We start from the raw sequence: 20,311 nt of genomic DNA, 5'->3' as shown, positions 1-20,311 counted from the left end.
CCCCGCATCTGCGGGGCTTTTTCTTGGGCGGCATGCTCAAGCCAACAGCACGCGCAACTGCGCTTCCACGCCCTCCATCGGCGATTTGCGGAAGCCGCTCTTGGCGTACCGGTGCCAGCGCCCCACCACCACGCAGACAATCAGGTTGGCGCGCGACGCAATGTCAGTATCCGCCGGCCATGCGCCTTGGGTGACGGCCACGCGCAGGCTCTGCTTGAACGACGCCTCGATGCGGTCCAGACACTGCGCCATGCGCTCCGGCAGGCGCTCATCCTCACCGACCAGCGCCTCGCCCACCAGCACGCGCGTCATGCCCGGGTTCTTGTCGGCAAACGACAGCAGCATGTGCGCAATGGCGTGCGCCTGGCGCAGGCCGTGCTCTTCACGCAGGGTGATCTGGTTGATAAGGCCAAAGACAGTCTGTTCGATGAATTCGATCAGGCCTTCGTACATCTGCGCCTTGCTGGCGAAATGTCGGTACAGCGCCGCTTCGGAGACATCCAGCTTGGCCGCCAGGCCAGCGGTGGTGATCTTCTCGCCACGCGGCTGTTCGAGCATACCTGCCAGCGTTTGCAGGATCTGCACGCGGCGCTCGCCTGGGCGGGGGCGCTTGCGTACGGGTGTGGCTTCGGGTGTGGCTTCAATAGGCGCGTCCACAGCCAGCTCGGCCGTCGGAAACCCCGTTTGCGCGTTGCTCATGACTTCCTGGCCCCTCTCCCGTTCTGCACACGGAAGCTAAGTAACAGCCTAGCCGCGTCGAACAAGCCTTCGTTTTAGTTGAAGCACCGATTTTACTTTCACGCTGACATAGCCGGGCCGGTTGGCGAACAAAATCGGTGCGGCGGCCGGCTGATGTGGTGAATTTGCACGCGCGCCCATCGCCGCCACTTGCATTGGATGCAAAGCCTCGGCAGCCGATTGTGAAGACTGCGATGCCGCACCGGGTGCAACCCGGCGCAGGTAGCCCGTCACCCACACCGTGCCAATGCCCAGACGCCGATAGCGCTTGAGGTGCGAAAGTGTGTCCTCCACCAGAATGGCGCGCGACGGCGCAATCCGCTCACGCGCCAGCAACCGGCGCAGCATCAGCGGATCGGGTTTTGGGCGCAAGCGCCGGTGTACCCACATGTGCTCGACGGCAATCTCGCGGGCAAACGCGCGCTTCAAGCCGATCAGGCGCACCACCTCGCGCGCATAGGCGACGGGGGCGTTGGTCAGCAGGATCTTGCGCCCGGGCAGCGCGCGCAGCAATTGAGCCAAGCCGCGCTCGGCACGCACCATGGCGCGCAGGTCGTCAAAGTGATGCGCCTGGGCGAGGAAGTCGTCGGGGTCGACGCCGTGGTGGCGGACCATGCCGAGAATGGTGGCGCCATAGCGGTGCCAATAGTCCATGCGCACCTGGCTGGCGGTGGCGTCGTCCGTGCCGAGCACGCGTGCCACATAGGCCGTCATCAGCCGATTGATCTGCGGAAAGATCGCGTGCGAGGCGTGGTGGAGGGTGTTGTCGAGGTCAAACAGCCAGACCGGCTGTTGCTTGGGCGGTTGGGAATCCGCCACCTCGCGTGGCCAGGCGCGTGTCGATTGCGCCTTCCGGCGCGCCCGTACCCTCAAGACGGTCCGCATTGCCTTGGCCTAGAACGTGTTCACGATCCGTAGCGAGCGGGCCGAGGTTGGCCCGAGAAGCGCAACCGTACATGGGTACGGTGAGCATCGCAGGGCCAAGATCGGGCCGCGCAGTAGGATCGTGAGCACGTTCTCAATGCGAGCGGATCATCGTGCCAAACGCCTGTTCGGTCAGGATTTCCAGCAGCAGCGAGTGCTCGATACGGCCATCGACGATGTGCACCGAGTTCACGCCGCTCTTGGCCGCATCCAGCGCGGACGAGATCTTCGGCAGCATGCCACCCGAGATCGTGCCGTCGGCAAACAACTCATCGATCTCGCGCGCCGACAGGTCGGTCAGCAGGTTGCCCTGCTTGTCCATCACGCCGGGGATGTTGGTCATCATGACCAGCTTCTCGGCCTTCAGGATCTCTGCCATCTTGCCGGCCACCACGTCAGCGTTGATGTTGTAGGCCTGGCCTTCGTCAGAGAAGCCAATGGGCGAGATGACCGGAATGAACGCGTCGTCCTGCAGCGCCTTGACCACGGCCGGGTTGATCGTCTCGATATCACCCACGTAGCCGATGTCGATGAACTGGCCGGGGTTCTCACGATCCGGCATCTTCAACTTCTTGGCGCGGATCAGGCCACCGTCCTTGCCGGTCAGGCCGACTGCCTGGCCGCCGTACTGGTTGATCAGCATGACGATGTCCTGCTGGACTTCGCCGCCGAGCACCCATTCGACCACTTCCATGGTCTCTTCATCGGTCACACGCATGCCCTGGATGAAGGTGCCTTGCTTGCCGACCTTCTTCAGGGCTTCGTCGATCTGCGGACCGCCGCCGTGCACCACCACCGGATTCATGCCGACCAGCTTGAGCAGGATCACGTCGCGCGCGAAACCGTGCTTGAGCTTCTCTTCCGTCATGGCGTTGCCGCCGTACTTGATGACGATGGTCTTGCCGTGGAACTTGCGAATATAAGGCAGGGCCTGCGCGAGAATTTCAGCCTTCAGCGCCGGCGCAATATGCGCGAGTTCGGGGTCGAGGCCAGCAGGGTCGGGGGCAGCAGCAACAGAAGCGTTCATGTCGGAGACATCCGGATTGGGCGGGTATGATGGAGCGCCGAATGTCGCGTGCTACACAAAACGCAGCAGCCCATTTTCGGCAGGCGGGATTTTACAAGAAAAGCCGGCGCCGTCTGATGGCACACCTTGCGTACCGGCCATACCGTTGCAGACACAAAACACCATTCACCCGACATGGCCATCGCCCCCGATCAGCTCAACGCCCTGCGCCCGCATCTGCTGCGCTTTGCGCAACTGCAGTTGCGCGATACGGCACTGGCCGAAGACGTGGTCGCCGACACCATCCTGGCCGTGCTGGAGCACCCCGAGCGCTTTGCCGGCAACGCCTCACTCAAGACGTACGTAATCGGCATCCTCAAGCACAAAATCATCGACGAGATCCGCTCGGGGCGGCGCGAAGTGCGCGTCTCGTTGCTCGCCGGTGGTGCGTCGGATGACGCCGATCAGCGCTCGGACGAGGCCGTCTTCGATTCGCTCTTCGCTGCCGACGGCCACTACGTGAGCCCGCCATCGGACTGGGGTAACCCGGACGCGGCGCTGTCACGGCGTGAGTTCTTCGACATCCTACAGATGTGCGTCGACCGCCTGCCGCCACGCGTGGGCCGTGTGTTCATGATGCGCGAGTGGCTGGAGCTGGAGACCGACGAAATCTGTCAGGAATTGGAGATCACCGCGACCAATGCCTGGGCGCTGCTGTATCGCGCCCGCATGCGCCTACGCGAGTGCCTGGATCTGCACTGGTTCGGCAACCAGCCTGCAGCCGCATAAGTCGCGCAAAAGAGGAACAGGAACGCTATGCCGAACCGTTGGGGAATGCTCACCTGCAAGGAGGCGCACCGCGTGCTGGTGTCGAAGATGGACCGCGAACTGGGCACCGGCGAGCGCCTGCGCCTGCGCCTGCATCTGTTTGCGTGCGATGCATGCACACGGTTCTCACACCAGATGGGGTTTCTGCGTCAGGCCATGCACAAGCTCGGGCAAGACGATGAGGGGAGCGGCCGCCCGTGAACCCGCCGGTGTCCAACACCGTGTGCGCCATCTGCGGGGCAGCACTGCGCTGCGGGGCGATCGGCGACGGCACACAGCCTGACGCAACCTGCTGGTGCATGACGGAAGAGAAACTGCCAGCCAGCGCGCGGCGCCCGGGGCAGGGTTGCCGCTGCCAGCACTGCCTGCGCAAGGCGATTGCGCAGGCACAGGCTGCGTCGGGATCGAACTAGCTAGTCTTTGTTGTCGTCGTCCAGCGTGCGGAGTGCGCGTCGGACATCGGCCCGGCCGCGCTGCCGTTCAGCGTGGGCGCCTTCGGTGTGGGCGCCGGCCTTGCGGCCGCGGGCGAGTGGCACCAGGAAGTTGCGCGGGCGGGCGGTGCCAGCCTTGGTGGAAGGCTCGATACGGAAGGTGAATTTCTGGCGGGTGCTCAGCGTTTTGTTAGCCATGTCGGATCTCTGTCTCGCACGGCCCGCAGCAACACCCGCCGCAAGCCATCAATGTTTGTGTTCGCCGCCGTGGTTCATGGCGGGCATGTTGCCGGCGGTCAGGTCGCGCACCTTGGCCTCGACCTTCTGCTCGACGACGCGCTTGTCGGCCAGCTCAACCTTGAGCGTGATGGGCACGACGGTGTCCTTGACCAGCGGCTGCTTCAAGTCCATCAGCATCACGTGGTAGCCGCCCGGCTTCAGTTGCACGGCCTGGCCCTTGGGCAAATCCAGCGAAGGCAGGGCCTTCATACGCATGACGTTGCCGTCCATCTTCATCTCGTGAATCTCGGCCGTGCCCGCCACCGGGGTGGACACGCCCACCACCTTGGCGCCATCAGCGGATTGCAGCGTCATGAAGGCGCCGCTGGAAGTCTGGCCCGGCACGGTGCCGCGCACCCAGGCGTCCTGCACGGTCACCTGAGCGAAAGCGGCGGCGCTCACCAGCAGACCTGCGGCCATCGCGGCCAGCCGGGCGGAAGTACGGATCGATCGGGACTGCGTCATGAAAGGCTCCTGTCGGGACAAACGTGCTGCGCATTAAAGCACAGCAGTCTGTGGAGGGGTCTTCGGGTGCACAATTGTGCGGCTGATTGACGCATCGCGGCGCCAGAAACCGCGCGGTGCACGCGTTTACACTTGTCCACCATGCTTTCGACCCTGTCTCTTGCCGCACCACTGCTGGATACCTCCAGTCTACGCCGCCTGTTCTGGCTGCGATGGAGCCTGCTCGCCACGCAGTTGATCCTGATGCTGCTGGCGCCGCAGGTCTTCGGCGTGCAGTTGCCGGTGGTGCCGCTGCTCATGGTGATGGGCCTGCATGCGCTGTTCAACCTGGCCACGGGCCTGCGCATGCGCAGCGAGCGGCCGGTGCGCCATATCGAGATCACCATCCAGTTGCTGGTGGACCTCACAGCGCTCTCCGCGCTGCTGTACTTCACCGGCGGCGCGACCAACCCGTTTGTCTCGTTCTACCTGCCTGCGCTGGCGATTGCTGCGGCCCTGCTGCCGATCGCCCACGTGGTCGGCCTGACGCTATACGCGCTGGCCGCCTACAGCATGATGCTCGGCAACTACATCCCGCTGAACCTGCTGAACCAGGCTGATGCGGTGCCGTATCACCTCGCCGGCATGTGGATCGACTTCGTGGCCAGCAGCGCGATGATTGCCGGCTTCACGGCGCGCCTGTCCGCCGCACTGCGCGAGAGCGACGCACAACTCACGGAGGCGCGCGAACGCTTGCTGCGCGATCAGCGCGTCGAGGCGCTCATGTCGCAAGGCGCCAGCGTGGCACACGAGATGGGTACACCGCTGTCTACCGTGGCCGTCATCACGGGGGAACTGCAGCACGACGCGAAGCAGCCCAATTCGCCGCTCGCCCCCTACCGAGAAGACCTGCGCGCCATCGAACAACAGCTTGAACTGTGCCGCGCCGCACTCGCCCGGCTGCAGCGCAAGCCCAACGACGGCGCGCCCGAACCGCTCGGCCAATGGCTGCCGGAGTTCACGCAGACCTGGCAATTGCGCCACCCGGATATCCGCCTGCATACGGAAAGCTCGCCGGCAGCGCAGGCAGTTGAGTTGGACCCGGTGTACGTCGGCCAGATCCTCACCATCCTGCTCGACAACGCGGCGCGCAGCCAGCAACAAGCCGAGCGAGACCAGGTGCCGCTGCTGCTCACCGCCAAGATCGATGCCACCCCCGATGCGCTGCGCGATGCCCCGCCGCAGATCGTGCTGTCCATCGTCGACACGGGCCTTGGTTTGCCGGAAGACCTGCGCACATCGCTGGGCCGTACGCCGGTGCGCAGCAAGCACGGCGGCCACGGCATCGGTGTCTATCTGGCTGCGACTACAGCCCGCCGCCTGGGCGGCACCGTGGTGCTGCGCCCCAACCCGCCGCAGGGCGCGATTGCCGAACTCCGGCTGCCGGTTGGCGGTCCGAAGGAAGAATCCGCTGTACCCATCATCGGCGCGCCCACCCTGTTCACATAAGAGCGACCGCTCAAGCGTGGCCCTTGCGGCCCGGAGATCCACATGCAACAACCCGCCCCTTTCCTGATCCTCGACGACGACGACGTCTTTGCGCAGACCCTGGCGCGCGCCCTCACGCGCCGCGGCTTTGCTCCGCAGATCGCCCACACCGGCGGCGAGGCGCTGTCGCTGGCACGCCAGACGCGCTTTGCCTACGTGACGGTCGACCTGCACCTGGCCGCCAGCGACAAGGGCCTGATGCCCCACGGCGGCACGGATTCGGGCCTACACTGGATCGCCCCGCTGCGCCAGGCACTGCCCGATGCACGCATGCTGATCCTGACCGGCTACGCGAGCATCGCCACGGCCGTGCAGGCCGTGAAGCTGGGCGCCGACGAGTACCTCGCCAAGCCCGCGAATGTCGATTCGATCCTGTTGGCGCTGCAGGTGGGGGTGTCGGAAGCCGTGGCCGAGCAGACCATGGAGAACCCCACACCGCTGTCCGTCGCGCGGCTGGAGTGGGAACACATCCAGCGCGTGCTGGCCGAACACGACGGCAACATCTCCGCCACCGCACGCGCGCTGAACATGCATCGGCGCACGTTGCAGCGCAAGCTGGGCAAGCGGCCGGTTGCCAAGTAAGCAACACCGATGCCGTCAAACAAAACGGGCCGCATCGTTGAAGATGCGGCCCGTTTTTCTTTGCCCGTGCGACTGGCTTTACAGCACGTAGCGCGACAGGTCTTCGTTGCCCGACAGCTCGCTCAAGCGCTCATCGACATACGCGGCGTCGATGGTCACCGTCTCGCCCGAGGACTTGTGCGCGTGGAACGACAGGTCTTCGAGCAGGCGCTCCATCACCGTGTACAGGCGGCGCGCACCAATGTTCTCGACCTTCTCGTTGACCGCGCAGGCGATCTCTGCCAAGCGGCGAATGCCGTCATCCGAGAACACGAGGTCAACACCTTCGGTCTTCATCAGCGCCTGATACTGCTTGGTCAAGCTCGCATCCGTCTGCGTGAGGATCGCGCGGAAATCTTCCACCGACAGCGAATCCAGCTCCACGCGAATCGGGAAGCGACCCTGCAATTCCGGAATCAGGTCGCTCGGCTTGGACAGATGGAACGCACCCGAGGCGATGAACAGGATGTGGTCGGTCTTGATCATCCCGTACTTCGTGTTGACGGTCGTGCCTTCCACCAGCGGCAGCAGATCGCGCTGCACGCCCTGACGCGACACCTCGCCACCGCCGTATTCGCTGCGGCTGGCGATCTTGTCGATCTCGTCCAGGAACACGATGCCGTTCTGCTCGACGTTGGCAACAGCCTTGTGCTTGAGCTCCTCTTCGTTCAGCAGCTTGGCGGCCTCTTCGTCGATCAGCAGCTTGAACGCTTCGGCCACCTTCATCTTGCGGCGATGCTTCTTGCCCTGCCCCAGACCGGCGAACATCGAGCGGATCTGCTCGGTCATGTCTTCCATGCCCGGCGGGCCCATGATGTCCATGCTGGGGCTACCGGCCGACACCTCGAGTTCGATCTCCTTGTCGTCGAGCTGGCCCTCGCGCAGCTTCTTGCGGAAGGTCTGACGCGCGGTGGAATCCTTGTCCTCGTGTTGCGCGAAACCGATGTCGCGCGGCGGCGGGATCAGCACGTCGAGGATGCGATCTTCGGCCGCGTCTTCGGCCTTGGCGCGCACCTTCTTCATCTCGGATTCGCGCGTCTGCTTGACGGCCATCTCGGCCAGGTCTCGCACGATGGTGTCCACGTCGCGGCCCACGTAGCCCACTTCGGTGAACTTGGTCGCCTCGATCTTGATGAACGGTGCGTCGGCCAGCTTGGCCAGACGGCGGGCGATTTCGGTCTTGCCCACGCCGGTCGGGCCGATCATCAGGATGTTCTTGGGTGTGATTTCCTGGCGCAGCGGGTCACCCACCTGCTGGCGGCGCCAGCGGTTGCGCAGCGCCACGGCCACGGCCTTCTTGGCCTTGTGCTGGCCGATGATGTGCTTGTCGAGTTCGGAGACGATCTCCGACGGCGTCATGGTTTCAGACATGGGAATCCTGTCGATGCGTGCAGAGGGAGATCGCTTATTCGAGCGTCTCGATCACGAAATTGGTGTTGGTGTAGATGCAGAGTTCGCCGGCAATCTTGAGCGATTTCTCCACCACGTCGCGAGGGCTGAGGTCGGTGTTTTCCATCAGCGCCTTGGCCGCTGATTGCGCGTACGAACCGCCCGAACCGATCGCGGCGATGCCGCCTTCCGGGTCCAGCACATCGCCGTTGCCGGTGATCACCAGGGTCGTTTCGCGATCAGCCACGATCAGCATCGCTTCCAGATGGCGCAGCGCGCGGTCAGTGCGCCAGTCCTTGGCGAGATCGACGGCGGAGCGCAGCAGGTTGCCCTGATGCTTCTGCAGCTTGGCTTCGAAGCGATCGAGCAGTGAGAAGGCATCAGCGGTAGCGCCGGCAAAGCCGACCAGCACCTTGCCATCATAGATGGCGCGCACCTTGCGGGCGGTGCCCTTCATCACGATGTTGCCCAACGTGACCTGGCCGTCGCCGCCCAGCGCGACTTGGTTGCCGCGCCGCACGCTGACGATGGTGGTGCCGTGATACTGTTCCATGCGCTTGTTCCTTGGGGTCCAGCATGAGCCGACCCACAACGGGCCGGTCAAAGAGTTCCATACTTGACGCCAGCCCCCAGGATTTCAAGCCTGATTTCCGCAGCGCGCACAATTTTTGTGCGCGCCGCATCGCTTCTCTGATCGTCAGTGCGTGACGTCGAAAGCGTAGGTGCGCTCATCCAGACGCGGCACCACCGTATAGCCCTTGCGCGCGGCCCACACGTTGATGTTGAAGTAAAGCGGAATCACACCGTTGTCGCGCATGCCGATTTCGGTGGCCTCCTGCAGCAGCTTCTCGCGCTTGGGATCGTCGATGGTCTGCAGGGCCTCGGCCAGCTTGGCGTCCAGCGCCGGGTTGGAATAACGCCCGCGGTTAGATGCCCCCCAGCCGCGCGCCGGATCGTACGTGGCCAGCAGCGCCTTGAGGCTGGAGCTGGCCTCACCCGTATCCGCCCCCCAACCCGCTTGCAGGAACGAAAAGTCCAGCTTGTTGGCGCGCGTGAAGAACGTCGCCGATGGCATCGCCTCGACCTTCGTCGCAATGCCGACACGCGAAAGCATCGAAGCGATCACCTGGGCGACGCGGTCGTCGTTCACGTAGCGGTTGTTGGTGGCGTGCAGCGTGATGGCAAAACCGTCGAGATACCCCGCCTGGGCAAGCAGCGTCTTCGCGGCGGCCGGGTCGGCCACCGGTGCCTTCAGGCCCGGCACATGGCCGAACAGCGCGCTGTTGACGAGCTGCCCAGTCGGCTCGGCAGCCCCTTCCATCACACGGTCGACGATGGCTTGGCGCGAGATCGCCAGCGAAATCGCCTGACGCACGCGCGGATCCTTGAGCGGATTCTTCGCCAGCGGCTTGCCGGCCTTGTCGGTCACGAACGGCGACACATCGCGGTTCGAATCCAGGTGCAGATACATCATGCGGAACACCGGCATCTTGAACACCGACACCGCCGGATCGCTCGACAGCTTCTTGATGTCCGACGTCGGCACGTTCTCAATAACCTGCACGTCGCCGGCCAGCAGCGCCGCCACGCGTGACGGATCAGCCGTCATGATGCGCAGCGTCACGCGCTCCCATTGCGGCTTCTTGCCCCAGTAGCCGTCAAAGCGCGTCAGCTCCAGGCGGTCGCCCTTCGCGAACGACACAAACTTGTACGGCCCCGTGCCAATCAGCGCGCGACCATTGTTGAAATCTTCCGGGCCGGCTTTCTCGGCCGCCTTCTTCGACACGATGTAGATGGTCGACAGATCGTTCGGCACCAGCGGATACGGGCCGTTGGTGGTGATGCGCACGGTCAGCTTGTCGACTGCCGTCACGTCCTTAAAGCCGCGTGTGTAGATCGTGAACGGCGACGGGCTGTTCTTGATGGTGGCCGGGCGCGCCAGCGAGTAGACGACATCCGCCGAAGTGAATTCACTGCCGTCATGGAAATGCACGCCGGGGCGCAGCTTGATCTCCCACACCGTATCGCTCACGGCCTTCCACGAGGTGGCGAGGCCGGGCTTCATGCGCATCTTCTCGTCCTTGGCGATCAGCGCCTCGAACATGTGCTCGGCAACGTTCGAATTGGGTGTGACGTTATGGAAGTGCGGATCGAGCGAGGTGATGTCGCCCGACAAGCCGACTACCAGCGTGGTGGGCGACGCAGCCTGCGCGGCAAGCGGTGCGGCGGTAACGAGAGACAGTGCAGCGACCAAACTCGCGGCGCGCAACAGACGCAGAACCGGCATGACAACTCCCCGATGGTTCGTTATGAAAACAAAACGTTCGGGGATTGTCAGGACCGGATGACACCGGTGTCAATGTCGATGAAGCAGGGTGTGCGCGTGCTCAGTGATGGTGCCCGCAATCGCAGTCGTCACCATGCTGGTGATCGTGATCTTCGTCGTCATCAAACTCGTCGTGATCGTCGAAGGCCCAGGCGGGGAATGGATCAGACAGCGCAGCCCAAGCTTCGGGGCCGGCGGCCATTTCTGCAGCGGTCAGCAGGCAGGTATCGAGCTGCGCAACCAGCGCGGCCTCGTCCAGATCGGTGCCGATGAAGACAAGCTCCTGACGACGGTCGCCCCACGGCGCGGGCGCACCGTTGTCGTGCAGCTTGTCGATGATGTCGGCGCGGGCTTCTTCCTCATCGGGCCACTCAGCCTCATCCACCGCTGCCCACCATGCGCCGGCACCGCCATGGCGCATCACGCCGCCGGCCTGGCCCCAGCTGCCGGCCGTGTCCATGCGTGAGGCCAGCCAGAAATACCCCTTCGAGCGCAGCACGCGACCATGCTCGCGCAGCCATTCGGTATGCATCAGGTCCCACAGGCGCTGAGGGTGGAACGGCACGCGGCGGCGGTAGACGAAGCTGCGGATGCCGAGTGCTTCCGTCTCGGGCACGTGCTCGCCGCGCAGTTCGGCCAGCCACGCGGGCGCGGCGGATGCAGCGTCGAAATCAAAGCGGTGCGTATTGAGCATCTCGTCCAGCGGCACTTTGCCGAACGACGCCGGCACGATGCGCGCGCGCGGGTTCAGCGAATGCAGGATACCGGCCAGCCGCGCACGCTCAGCCTCGTTCACCAGGTCGATCTTGTTGAGCACGATCACATCGCAAAACTCGACTTGTTCGATCAGCAGATCGACCACGGTGCGGTCGTCGTCCTCGTCACGGGCTTGGCCACGGTCAGCGAGAAAATCCGCCGCATCGTAATCGGCGAGGAAGTGTTGAGCATCGACCACGGTGACCATGGTGTCCAGCCGTGCGAGGTCGGACAGCACGTCGCCCTCGGCATCTTCAAACGTGAAGGTCTCGGCAATCGGCAACGGCTCGGCCACGCCGGTCGACTCGATCAGCAGGTAATCGAAACGGTCTTCGCGGGCCAGGCGCGCGATCTCATCCAGCAGGTCTTCGCGCAGCGTGCAGCAGATGCAGCCGTTGGACAGCTCGACCATGCGCTCGTCGGTGCGCGAGAGCTGCGCGCTCGTGGCGGTGCCGTCGCCGACGAGCTGCGCGTCGATGTTGACGTCCGACAGGTCGTTGACGATCACGGCCACGCGCTTACCCTCGCGGTTGGCGAGCACGTGGTTGAGCAGCGTGGTCTTGCCGGCGCCCAGGAAGCCGGACAACACGGTAACGGGAAGCGGACGGGACATGATCGGTGGCCTATAAAGCAAACAGCCCGGTGATGGCCGGGCTGTCAATTCAGACAAATGCGCAAACAGATGCGACGCGCGCGTCAGTCACCCATCAACTTCTGGCGCTTTTCGCGGCGCTCTTGCGCCTCCAGCGACAGGTTGGCGGTCGGGCGGGCGATCAGGCGCGGCACGCCGATCGGCTCGCCGGTTTCGTCGCAGAAGCCGTAGTCACCAGCATCGATGCGCGCGATTGACTGGTTGACCTTCTTGAGCAGCTTGCGCTCACGGTCACGCGTGCGCAACTCCAGCGCGTGCTCTTCCTCAATGGTGGCACGGTCAGCCGGGTCCGGCACGACAACTGTCTCGCGCAGATCGCTGACGGTCTGGTCGGCATTCTTGAGAATGTCGTCCCGCATTTGTTCGAGCCGATGCTTGAAGAAGGCGAGCTGCGCCTCGTTCATATAATCCTTGTCGCCCATCTTCAGGATTTCGGCTTCGGTGAGTAGTTTCTTGCTGCTCATGGTTGCTGCGGATGATCCTGGTAAATCGCGCGCCGTGTCGGCTGTCGCGTCGTCCTCGCGCGGGGATGCGCCGGACTCGTTCTGGCTGGCGGCGGACTTGCCGCCCCGCGCGCCTCCTGTTGCCTTGCCCGCAGCGGCGCCCCCTGCCGCTTTTTTTCGGGTGGCTGGCGCAGCCTGGGCTGCAGCCGACTCCGTGTTGGACCGCAAGGCGCCGCCGTTGGCGCCGCGCCCGTCCTTGTTCTTTGTCACCATCGCCTGCTCCTCCTATCGGACGTGCTTCGGACGACGTGCCTCGAAATCGACCTATTGTAGCTGAACGATCTTACCCGAACTATCGGATAAACACGGACAGGAAATTCGGCCTGAAAATACCGGATTCGCCCACTGGATCGATTAAAACGGTCGAGATACTACCGGATACGGCCAGTCTCAGGCCAGGCAGTTCTCCAATCCTTTCAAAATTGTTTCGCGCGGCAGGTCCACCCCGATGAAAACCATACGGTTGCTGGGCTTTTCACCATCCCACTTGCCGCCCACGTCGCTGCCCATGAGCTGGTGCACGCCCTGGAACACCACCTTGCGGTCGACGCCCTCCATATAAAGCACGCCCTTGTAGCGCAGCAGCTTCTCGCCGTAGATGTTCAGCACGCCCGAGAGAAACTCCTCCAGCTTGGTGTAGTTGAACGGGCGGTTGCTGCGGAAGACGAACGAGGCGATGCGGTCGGTATGGTGCGCGTGGCCGTGATGGTGGTGATGGCCGTGACCATGGTCATGATCGTGGTCACAGTCGGCCGAGCAGGCGTGGTCGTGATCGTGATCGTGATCGTGATCGTGGTCATGCTCGTCTTCGCGCAGGAAGTCGGGATCGATCTCCAGCTTGGCGTTCAGGTTGAAGCCGCGCAGGTCGAAGATGGTGTCGATCGGCGTTTCGCCAAAATTGGCGGTGCGGATCGGGGCGCGCGGGTTCATGTGCAGCAGGCGGTGGCGCAGCGCGTCCACGTCCTCGGCCGGCACCAGATCGCTCTTGGTGATGAAGATGGCGTCGGCAAAGCCCACCTGGCGCTGCGCCTCTTCCTGCTTGTCGAGCTGCATGTTGCCGTGCTTGGCGTCGACCAGCGTGATGACGGCGTCCAGCAGGTAGCGGCTGGCGATCTCGTCGTCCATGAAGAAGGTCTGCGCGACGGGGCCGGGGTTGGCTACGCCGGTGGTCTCGATGACCACGCGGTCGAACTGGATCTGGCCGTTGTCGCGGCGCGTGAGCAGGTCCGACAGGCCGGCCACGAGGTCGCCGCGGATGGTGCAGCAGATGCAGCCGTTGCTCATCTGCACGATCTGCTCGTTGCCGTCCTGCACGAGGATGTCGTTGTCGATGTTCTCTTCGCCGAACTCGTTTTCGATCACGGCGATCTTCATGCCGTGCTGCTCGGTCAGGATGCGCTTGAGCAGCGTGGTCTTACCGCTGCCGAGAAAGCCCGTCAGGATGGTGACCGGGATCATTTTGGACATGAGGCGTTTCCTGTCTGGTGATGGACTGCCAGATGCGCGCAGTCGGCGCAGCAGCCCTTGATGGTGAGTTCAGCGTGGTCGGCCGCAAAGCCGGCGGGCAGGGCGCCCTTAGGCATGACCGGTGGTTCGGCGGCCTCCAAGCAGAAGTCCCGCCCGCATTGCGTGCAGTGAAAGTGGCTGTGTGAGCGATGCGCCGCTTCGCGCGCAGCGTCGTGCTCGGCCAGACTGAAGCGGAAGACGCGGTCCGCGCCCGCTGTCTTGTGGACGATGCCGCCGGCCACCAACCAGTCGAGTACGCGGTAGACCGTCACGCGGTCGATACCCGAATCATCGGGCAGCGCGTCGCACACGGCCTGGTGCGAGAGCGGCTCGGCGCCTTGCATCAGCACGGCCAGCACGCGCACGCGCGGCTCGGTCACACGGCTGCCCAGGCTGCGCAACCGCGCGCGGGCGGCCGCATCGGGCGAATCGGTTTGCGGAGTGGCGAGATCGTCTCGCGAGGCCGGGGTGCTCATGCGCGGGATTGTCCCACGGCCCGCAGGTTGCTGCAATTGAGTTGCAACTGGGCGGCCTTGCACCGCCCAGGGTCTTTGCTGCGCTACGCGGCAAACACCAGACACACCGGCGTCGGCACCTTCGCCACCACCACGGGCTGATCGAGCCTGCCGGTCTGCCCGTCAATGCGCAGCCGCAAGATCGTGTCGCCCTTCTGGTTGAGCGCGTAGAGATGGCCGCCGTCGGGCGCCATCGTCATCGCACGCGGGAAGCGCACGCCTTCGCTCCAGTACTGAAGCGGCGCGAGCTTACCGGAGGCATCGATGCTGAACGCGGCCACGCTGTCGGCCAGCGGGTGGTCCGACTTCAGCTTGCGATTGCTGGCGTACAGGAAGCGCCCGGACGGATGCATCAGCAACTCGGCGCCGCTCTTCTGGCCGGTGTAGTCGGCCGGCGTGGTGGAGATGCGCTGACGCTCCTCCAGCACGCGGCCGGTCTCCGGGTCATAGCCGTGGCAGGCGACCGTGCCGTCCAGCTCGTTGATGACGTAGAGCAGCTTGCCCTGCGGATGCAGCGCCAGATGGCGCGGGCCGCCGCCGGGCTTGAGCTGCGCGCGGTCGCGCGGGGCAAGCTTGCCACCCTCGATGGCGAACACGTTGATGCGGTCGGTGCCGAGGTCGGTGCCGAGCACGTGCTTACCCGCCGGGTCGAACAGCATCATGTGTGCGTGCGGCGCTTCCTGTTCGGGTGCGGGACCAGAGCCGGTGTCCTTGAAGATGCCGGACACAGCGCCGAGCTTGCCGTCCGCGCCGATCGGCAGGAGGTTGTAAGCGCCGCCGCTGTAAATCGACACCGCCAGAGTCCGCCCGTTCGGCGACACCACCACGTGCGCCGGATTCGTGCCCGACAGCGACAACGGCTGCCGGTTGAGCAGCGTCAGCTTGCCGTCGCGCGGGTCGATGGCGTAGGCCTCGGCGCTACCGTTCGGGCGGCCCTCATAGACCTCGATCTCATTGATGGCGTACAGAAATCGCTGATTCGGGTGCACGGCCAAAAACGATGGATTGGCGCTCTCGACCACCTGCACCTGCGTCCAGGCATCACCGCGCGACTCAAGCACATAGATGCCGCGGGCAGGCGGGCCACCGTCGGTGCCGCCCGGCGCATTGAACGTGTAGGTGCCGACGTAAGCGAAACGCGGCGGGCGAGTGGCGCCAGCGGGTTGTACACCCGAGGTGGCAGGCTGCGCGGTTTCGTGCCCCTGCGCCTGGGCCATCGCGGTTTTGGGAAGCGCGCCTGCCAAGGGCAGGCTACCAGTCCACTGCATGAAAGTTCGACGGGTTGGGGATTGGCGATTGGTCATGGATAGGCTCCTCCTCACGCACGCACGGACATCGCGTGGTGGAAGATGTTGTTCGGATCATAACGGCGCTTGACGCGTTGCAGGAACGCATAGAGATCGCCATCGCCGTAGTAGAGCTGCGGCCAGAACGAGTAGGCCAGCATGTCGACGTCGGGGTAGTTGATGTAGCAGCCCTCGTACCGGTCACCGGGGTAGGGCGTGCCGCTGTGCGGCGCGGGTACGTCAGGGGCGCCGTAGACGTCGCGATAGAAGTCGTTGATCCAGCGCAGGTGGCCGGCGTCATCAGCGGCGGCTCCCCAGTAGGTCTGGTACTGCAGCTTCATGATGGATGCGCGCTGCGGCACGGCTGTGTCGGCGATGCGCTCGGTCTTGTTGACGGCACCGCCGTAGGAATCGACCTGCAGCAGCGATTGGCTCAGATCCACGCCCGGCATCGTCCGCGTGAGGTGAGTGTAGATGCGCTGTGCCTCGCGCGCCGTGAAGCCGCGCTTCATGTAGGCGGACTTGTACTTGCCGCGCTGGTTGGCGCCCGAACCGTTCAGGTATTGCGTGGCCGTCAGCCAGTCGTACTGCACGATCGTGTGCGGCTTGGAGCAGAGCAGTTGCCCCGTGCCCTGCTTGTGCGCCGGGCCGTAGCCGGGCGGGCGGCCCTTGACGGCCGTCGGTGCGCACGCCTGGAAGCGATCGAGAAAATCGTTGAGCACGGAGAGATCACGACACGTGCCGTCCGGGTTGCAGAACTGCGTGAGCAGCACAATCTGCCCGGCTGATTTGTGCGTGAGCTTGAGCAGCGAGAACATGCCCCAGGTGTCCGGGTCCTTGCCGCGCGTCTCCCAGTATTCGCCGTAAATGCGTAGTAGTTCAGCAAAGCGCTCCTGCGTCATCGTGGCCCAATCGAAAGCGACGGTGGCGAGCGCCACCTCTTGCGGTGCCTCGGGCAGCTTGGCGAACGTGTAGCCGGTAATGACGCCGAAGGTGCCACCACCCGCGCCACGGCATGCGCGAAAGAGTTCGGGGTCGCGCGTGGCATCGACGGTGCGCGCGGCCGCCTTGCCATCCTTGTCCACGGTGACGATGTCCACGGCGGACAGCCAATCCACCGTCAACCCTTGCAGCCGCGACAACAGTCCATAGCCGCCACCGCAGATGTGCCCACCCGCACCCACCGAATAGCACGAGCCGCCAGGCAGCGTGACGTTGTGGCGCTTGTAGAGCTCGAGGTAGCCGTTCCAGTTCTGCGTGCCGGCGGGAATGCGCACCGAGCCGTCGGCGTGCACTTCGGGCGAGTCGAGCAGGCTCAGATCGACGATCGTGCCGTCGGGGTTGTTGGAGACGAAATCTTCATAGCAATGCCCGCCGCTGCGCACCGTCGGCCGCTGCCCCGCATTGATGATGCGCTGGATGGCGGGCGCCACATCGTCGGGCTTTTCAACAAGGGCGATCCGGCCAGCGGACTGGGCATCGGTCGCGGGCCAACGGAGGTTGAAGCCGTGCTTGAGCGTGTTGTAGCGAGGGTCCTGGCGGGTCACATCCAGTGTCATCGACGACTCCCGGTGAGGGCGTTTGCGCAAGGGTTGCGCAAACGGAGTTGGATTCGGACGCGATACGTCCGGCGGTTCCAACTTAGTCGTTCGCGAGTCCGGCTTCCATCAGACATTGCCGGCACAACGTGCGCGCCATGCCGGCCAAAGCCGCTTCAGCGCACCTGATGGGCAAACCAGGCCACCACCCGGGACGCCGTCTCTAGCCACAGCGGCCGCACCAGCCAGCACGCCGCGGCCCATGCCAGGATCACCACGATCAGGTCGCAGCGCCCGCTCTTCCACAGGTTCAGGGAGTGGCGCCCCCAGATCCAGGGCACGCCCAGCGGGTTCGGCCAATCCGCCAGCAAGTGCATCAGCCCGCCGCAGGCAAAGCCGAACAGCGGCGGCGCCCAGACGTGGCCGTGACTCAGCGCTTGGTAAGACAGCACGAGCGCCGCGATCCAGCCGACACCCCAGTGCGTGGCAGTACGGTGCGTGATCCAGAGCCGGCGGGCGCGACTCCACCACGCGACCTCCATCCAGTCAGGCGCCGTGCTGCCGGCAACCGCCGCGCAAAACGCGAGGATGGGGCCCAGGTGTTCGAGGGAAGTGTGGGAAGCCTGTGCGACGAAGGTGGCGGCGATCAGCCCCGCCGCCCAGCCCGTCGCATGATGGGCTGCGTTGGATGCCATCAGCGTGATGCGGAAAACGAAGGGCCGCATCTTCGCAATTGAGGCTTGCCGCGACAAGCCAAAATTTGCGACAAATTGCTAGCCGATCTGCAGCAGCAAGCCCTTGAGGTATTCGCCTTCCGGGAAGCTCGTCAGCAGCGGATGATCCACACCGCCCGCCAACCGGCGCTGGATGCGCGCCGTCACCTTGGCATCCGCCGCCGCGCCCGCAACGATTTTCTGGAACAGATCCGCATCGATCGCACCCGAGCACGAATACGTGAACAGAAGACCGCCCGGTCGCAGCAGTTGCATGCCGACCAGGTTGATCTCCTTGTAGGCCCGCGCTGCGCGATCCACTTGCTGAGCCGACGCCGCAAACTTGGGCGGGTCCAGCACGATCAGGTCGAACTGGCGACCTTCAGCACGGAAGTTGCGCAGCGACTTGAAGACATCCGCATCCAGCCACTCGGCACGTGCCGGATCGAAACCGTTGAGCGTGACATTGCGCGCGGCCACCGCCAGCGCCTCACCCGACGAGTCGATCGACACCACCGAACGCGCCCCGCCCTTCAACGCCGCCAGCGAAAAGCCGCCGGTGTAGCAGAAGCAGTTGAGCACGTCGCGATCCTTCGCCAGCGCACCGACGAGCGCGCGGTTGTCACGCTGATCGACGTAGAAACCGGTCTTGTGGCCCTCGCGCACGTCCACGTAATAGCGCACGCCGTGTTCGGTGGCGGAGAGGTCTTCGGGCGGCTCGGCGCCGGCCAGCACGCCGGTCAGCTGCTCCAAGCCTTCGCGCTCGCGCACGCTCACGTCAGAACGCTCGTACACGTTCGGGCAACCGGTCTCTTTGATGAGCGCGGCAACGATCGCTTCCTTCCAATGCTCCACGCCGGCGGCGCTGAACTGGCAGACGAGCTGGCCGGTGTCACCCGTACCGTACTGGTCGACGATCAAGCCGGGCAGGCCGTCGGCCTCGCCCATGATGAGGCGCACGGCGTCGGTGTCGTGCACCCATGCGCGGCGGTACGCGACGGCGGTGGCAATGCGACGCTTGAAGAAGGCGTGATCGACGGGCTCGGCCTCGTCAAAACTCCACACGCGGGCGCGAATCTGCGAGACCGGGCTGAACGCAGCGCGCGCCAGGAACTGGCCGTTGGCGGCACGCACGACCACCGTTGCACCGGAGGCCGGCGAGCGGCCTTCCATGCGGTCGATGGCGTTGGCGAAAATCCACGGGTGCCGGCGCAGCAGCGAGCGCTCCTTGCCGGGCTTGAGAATCAGGGTTTGCATACGACTGGGGAATAAGTGCGCCCCGCTACAGGGTTCGGGGCAGCGCGTTACTTCTTCTTCGCGCGGGGATGCGCCTGATCGTAGATCTTGGCCAGGTGCTGAAAATCGAGCGAAGTATAAACCTGCGTGCTGGCGATGCTGGCGTGCCCGAGCAGTTCCTGCACCGCACGCAAGTCACCGGACGATTGCAGCATGTGCGTGGCAAACGAGTGCCGCAGCACGTGCGGGTGCACATCGGCCGGCACACCGGCCTCGATGGCGTTGCGTTTCATGCGCAGTTGAATCTGCCGCTGCGCCAGCCGCTTGCCACGCGGGGAGAGGAACAACGCATGCGCATCTTCCGGTGCCGGGTCGGGTTTGACCAGTTGCTCGCGCACCGCCAGCCACGCGGCCAATGCCTCGGCGGCCTTACTGCCCACGGGCACCGTGCGCCGCTTGCTGCCCTTGCCGAGCACCATCACCTCGCGGGCGTCCAGATCCAGCCAGCTGGCGGATTCGTACTCGCCGGCCTTCACGTGGCGCTGGTCCAGGCTCACCAACTCAGAGAGCCGCAGCCCGCACGAATAGAACAGCTCGTTGACGGCGCGGTCGCGAATCGTCTCGGCATCGTCGCCGGGCAGTTGCTCCATCAGCGCGACGGCCTGTTCGACGGACAGCGCCTTCGGCAGCCGCTTCGGGCTCTTTGGTGCGCGCACGCCGTCGACCGGGTTTGCGGTGACGGCCGCATCGCGCAGCGCCATCCACTTGTACCAGCCGCGCCATGCCGACAGCGCCCGAGCAATGCTGCGGCCCGACAGGCCGTTGCCGTGCAGCTGCGCCATCATGCGGCGGATGTGGTGGGACTGGAGCTGCGTGAGATCGATGCCGGCCGCGTGTTGCGCGCCCAGACGCTGCAGCACGGCCAGCTCGTGGCCGTAGCTTTCCAGCGTGTGCGGCGAGAGCTGCCGCTCGAACTTCAGCGCATCAAGGTAGGCCGCAATCTGCGGATGCGGCGGCGCGGGTGCGTCGCGGTCATCGTGGTGAGCAGATTGCGGCATGCGGAGCGTGCGCC

22 protein-coding genes are annotated in these 20,311 nt (G+C 64.7%); 5 read left to right on the top strand and 17 right to left on the bottom strand.

Annotated features, from left to right (window positions below):
• Positions 1 to 36: 36 nt before the first annotated feature.
• The 3 genes from slmA to argB all read right to left on the bottom strand — a co-directional run bounded on the left by slmA (position 37) and on the right by argB (position 2,689).
• Positions 37 to 699, bottom strand: a complete 663-nt coding sequence (slmA, locus tag PI87_RS08445; RefSeq protein WP_039597263.1) for a nucleoid occlusion factor SlmA — start codon at positions 697 to 699, stop codon at positions 37 to 39.
• A gap of 48 nt (positions 700 to 747) precedes the next feature.
• A complete protein-coding gene (locus tag PI87_RS08440; protein ID WP_039597262.1) occupies positions 748 to 1,623 on the bottom strand; it encodes a pyrimidine 5'-nucleotidase in 876 nt (291 codons plus the stop codon).
• A gap of 133 nt (positions 1,624 to 1,756) precedes the next feature.
• Positions 1,757 to 2,689 (bottom strand): acetylglutamate kinase, encoded by a 933-nt coding sequence (gene argB, locus PI87_RS08435; RefSeq protein WP_039597261.1) that lies wholly within the window; start codon positions 2,687 to 2,689, stop codon positions 1,757 to 1,759.
• 174 nt (positions 2,690 to 2,863) lie between these two features.
• Here argB and PI87_RS08430 point away from each other — a divergent pair, with 174 nt between their 5' ends.
• The 3 genes from PI87_RS08430 to PI87_RS08420 are packed head-to-tail and all read left to right on the top strand — an operon-like array spanning position 2,864 to position 3,909.
• On the top strand, positions 2,864 to 3,457 hold the full coding sequence (locus tag PI87_RS08430; RefSeq protein ID WP_039597260.1) for a sigma-70 family RNA polymerase sigma factor: 594 nt from the start codon (positions 2,864 to 2,866) through the stop codon (positions 3,455 to 3,457).
• A 27-nt stretch (positions 3,458 to 3,484) separates the two neighbouring features.
• Positions 3,485 to 3,697, top strand: coding sequence for a zf-HC2 domain-containing protein (locus tag PI87_RS08425; RefSeq protein WP_039597259.1), 213 nt, complete (start codon positions 3,485 to 3,487; stop codon positions 3,695 to 3,697).
• Positions 3,694 to 3,909, top strand: a complete 216-nt coding sequence (locus PI87_RS08420; protein WP_039597258.1) for a cysteine-rich CWC family protein — start codon at positions 3,694 to 3,696, stop codon at positions 3,907 to 3,909. The genes PI87_RS08425 and PI87_RS08420 overlap by 4 nt, the downstream gene beginning before the upstream one ends.
• Here the strand turns inward: PI87_RS08420 and PI87_RS08415 are convergent, their stop codons facing one another.
• Positions 3,910 to 4,125: a hypothetical protein gene (locus tag PI87_RS08415; RefSeq protein ID WP_039597257.1), complete on the bottom strand. Its 216-nt coding sequence runs from the start codon at positions 4,123 to 4,125 to the stop codon at positions 3,910 to 3,912.
• A 48-nt stretch (positions 4,126 to 4,173) separates the two neighbouring features.
• The gene (locus PI87_RS08410; RefSeq protein WP_039597256.1) at positions 4,174 to 4,671 is read right to left on the bottom strand and encodes a copper chaperone PCu(A)C; all 498 of its coding nucleotides are present in this window, start codon (positions 4,669 to 4,671) and stop codon (positions 4,174 to 4,176) included.
• Positions 4,672 to 4,812: 141 nt separating this feature from the next.
• Here PI87_RS08410 and PI87_RS08405 point away from each other — a divergent pair, with 141 nt between their 5' ends.
• Positions 4,813 to 6,159, top strand: coding sequence for an ATP-binding protein (locus PI87_RS08405; RefSeq protein WP_039597255.1), 1,347 nt, complete (start codon positions 4,813 to 4,815; stop codon positions 6,157 to 6,159).
• Between the two features lie 42 nt (positions 6,160 to 6,201).
• Positions 6,202 to 6,780 (top strand): response regulator transcription factor, encoded by a 579-nt coding sequence (locus PI87_RS08400; RefSeq protein WP_039597254.1) that lies wholly within the window; start codon positions 6,202 to 6,204, stop codon positions 6,778 to 6,780.
• Between the two features lie 78 nt (positions 6,781 to 6,858).
• On the opposite strand, the gene hslU is transcribed toward PI87_RS08400, so the two are convergent.
• The 12 genes from hslU to xerC all read right to left on the bottom strand — a co-directional run bounded on the left by hslU (position 6,859) and on the right by xerC (position 20,297).
• Positions 6,859 to 8,190 carry an ATP-dependent protease ATPase subunit HslU gene (gene hslU / locus PI87_RS08395; RefSeq protein WP_039597253.1) on the bottom strand — a complete coding sequence of 444 codons (1,332 nt, stop codon included), beginning with the start codon at positions 8,188 to 8,190 and terminating at the stop codon, positions 6,859 to 6,861.
• Positions 8,191 to 8,224: 34 nt separating this feature from the next.
• The gene (hslV, locus tag PI87_RS08390) at positions 8,225 to 8,761 is read right to left on the bottom strand and encodes an ATP-dependent protease subunit HslV (RefSeq protein WP_039597252.1); all 537 of its coding nucleotides are present in this window, start codon (positions 8,759 to 8,761) and stop codon (positions 8,225 to 8,227) included.
• Positions 8,762 to 8,905: 144 nt separating this feature from the next.
• Positions 8,906 to 10,495, bottom strand: a complete 1,590-nt coding sequence (locus PI87_RS08385; protein WP_039597251.1) for an ABC transporter substrate-binding protein — start codon at positions 10,493 to 10,495, stop codon at positions 8,906 to 8,908.
• 100 nt (positions 10,496 to 10,595) lie between these two features.
• Entirely contained in the window at positions 10,596 to 11,903 is a 1,308-nt protein-coding gene (gene zigA, locus PI87_RS08380) for a zinc metallochaperone GTPase ZigA (protein WP_039597250.1), read from the bottom strand.
• A gap of 83 nt (positions 11,904 to 11,986) precedes the next feature.
• A complete protein-coding gene (gene dksA, locus PI87_RS08375; RefSeq protein WP_039597381.1) occupies positions 11,987 to 12,406 on the bottom strand; it encodes an RNA polymerase-binding protein DksA in 420 nt (139 codons plus the stop codon).
• Between the two features lie 429 nt (positions 12,407 to 12,835).
• Positions 12,836 to 13,912, bottom strand: coding sequence for a CobW family GTP-binding protein (locus PI87_RS08370; protein ID WP_039597249.1), 1,077 nt, complete (start codon positions 13,910 to 13,912; stop codon positions 12,836 to 12,838).
• Positions 13,900 to 14,427, bottom strand: coding sequence for a Fur family transcriptional regulator (locus PI87_RS08365; protein ID WP_039597248.1), 528 nt, complete (start codon positions 14,425 to 14,427; stop codon positions 13,900 to 13,902). Before PI87_RS08365 ends, PI87_RS08370 begins: the two co-directional genes overlap by 13 nt.
• Before the next feature lie 83 nt (positions 14,428 to 14,510).
• The gene (locus PI87_RS08360) at positions 14,511 to 15,770 is read right to left on the bottom strand and encodes a lactonase family protein (RefSeq protein ID WP_039597247.1); all 1,260 of its coding nucleotides are present in this window, start codon (positions 15,768 to 15,770) and stop codon (positions 14,511 to 14,513) included.
• A 14-nt stretch (positions 15,771 to 15,784) separates the two neighbouring features.
• Positions 15,785 to 17,311 carry an FAD-dependent oxidoreductase gene (locus PI87_RS08355; RefSeq protein ID WP_039597246.1) on the bottom strand — a complete coding sequence of 509 codons (1,527 nt, stop codon included), beginning with the start codon at positions 17,309 to 17,311 and terminating at the stop codon, positions 15,785 to 15,787.
• 155 nt (positions 17,312 to 17,466) lie between these two features.
• Positions 17,467 to 17,985 carry a metal-dependent hydrolase gene (locus tag PI87_RS08350; protein WP_039597380.1) on the bottom strand — a complete coding sequence of 173 codons (519 nt, stop codon included), beginning with the start codon at positions 17,983 to 17,985 and terminating at the stop codon, positions 17,467 to 17,469.
• A gap of 78 nt (positions 17,986 to 18,063) precedes the next feature.
• A complete protein-coding gene (locus PI87_RS08345; RefSeq protein WP_039597245.1) occupies positions 18,064 to 19,260 on the bottom strand; it encodes a class I SAM-dependent rRNA methyltransferase in 1,197 nt (398 codons plus the stop codon).
• A 47-nt stretch (positions 19,261 to 19,307) separates the two neighbouring features.
• Positions 19,308 to 20,297 carry a tyrosine recombinase XerC gene (xerC, locus tag PI87_RS08340; protein ID WP_039597244.1) on the bottom strand — a complete coding sequence of 330 codons (990 nt, stop codon included), beginning with the start codon at positions 20,295 to 20,297 and terminating at the stop codon, positions 19,308 to 19,310.
• Positions 20,298 to 20,311: the final 14 nt, after the last annotated feature.

Origin of the sequence: Ralstonia sp. A12 (assembly GCF_000801955.1) — a bacterium.
Lineage (GTDB): Bacteria > Pseudomonadota > Gammaproteobacteria > Burkholderiales > Burkholderiaceae > Ralstonia.
The sequence above is the reverse complement of the archived record's forward strand: the minus strand, read 5'-3'. Positions and strand labels throughout refer to the sequence as shown.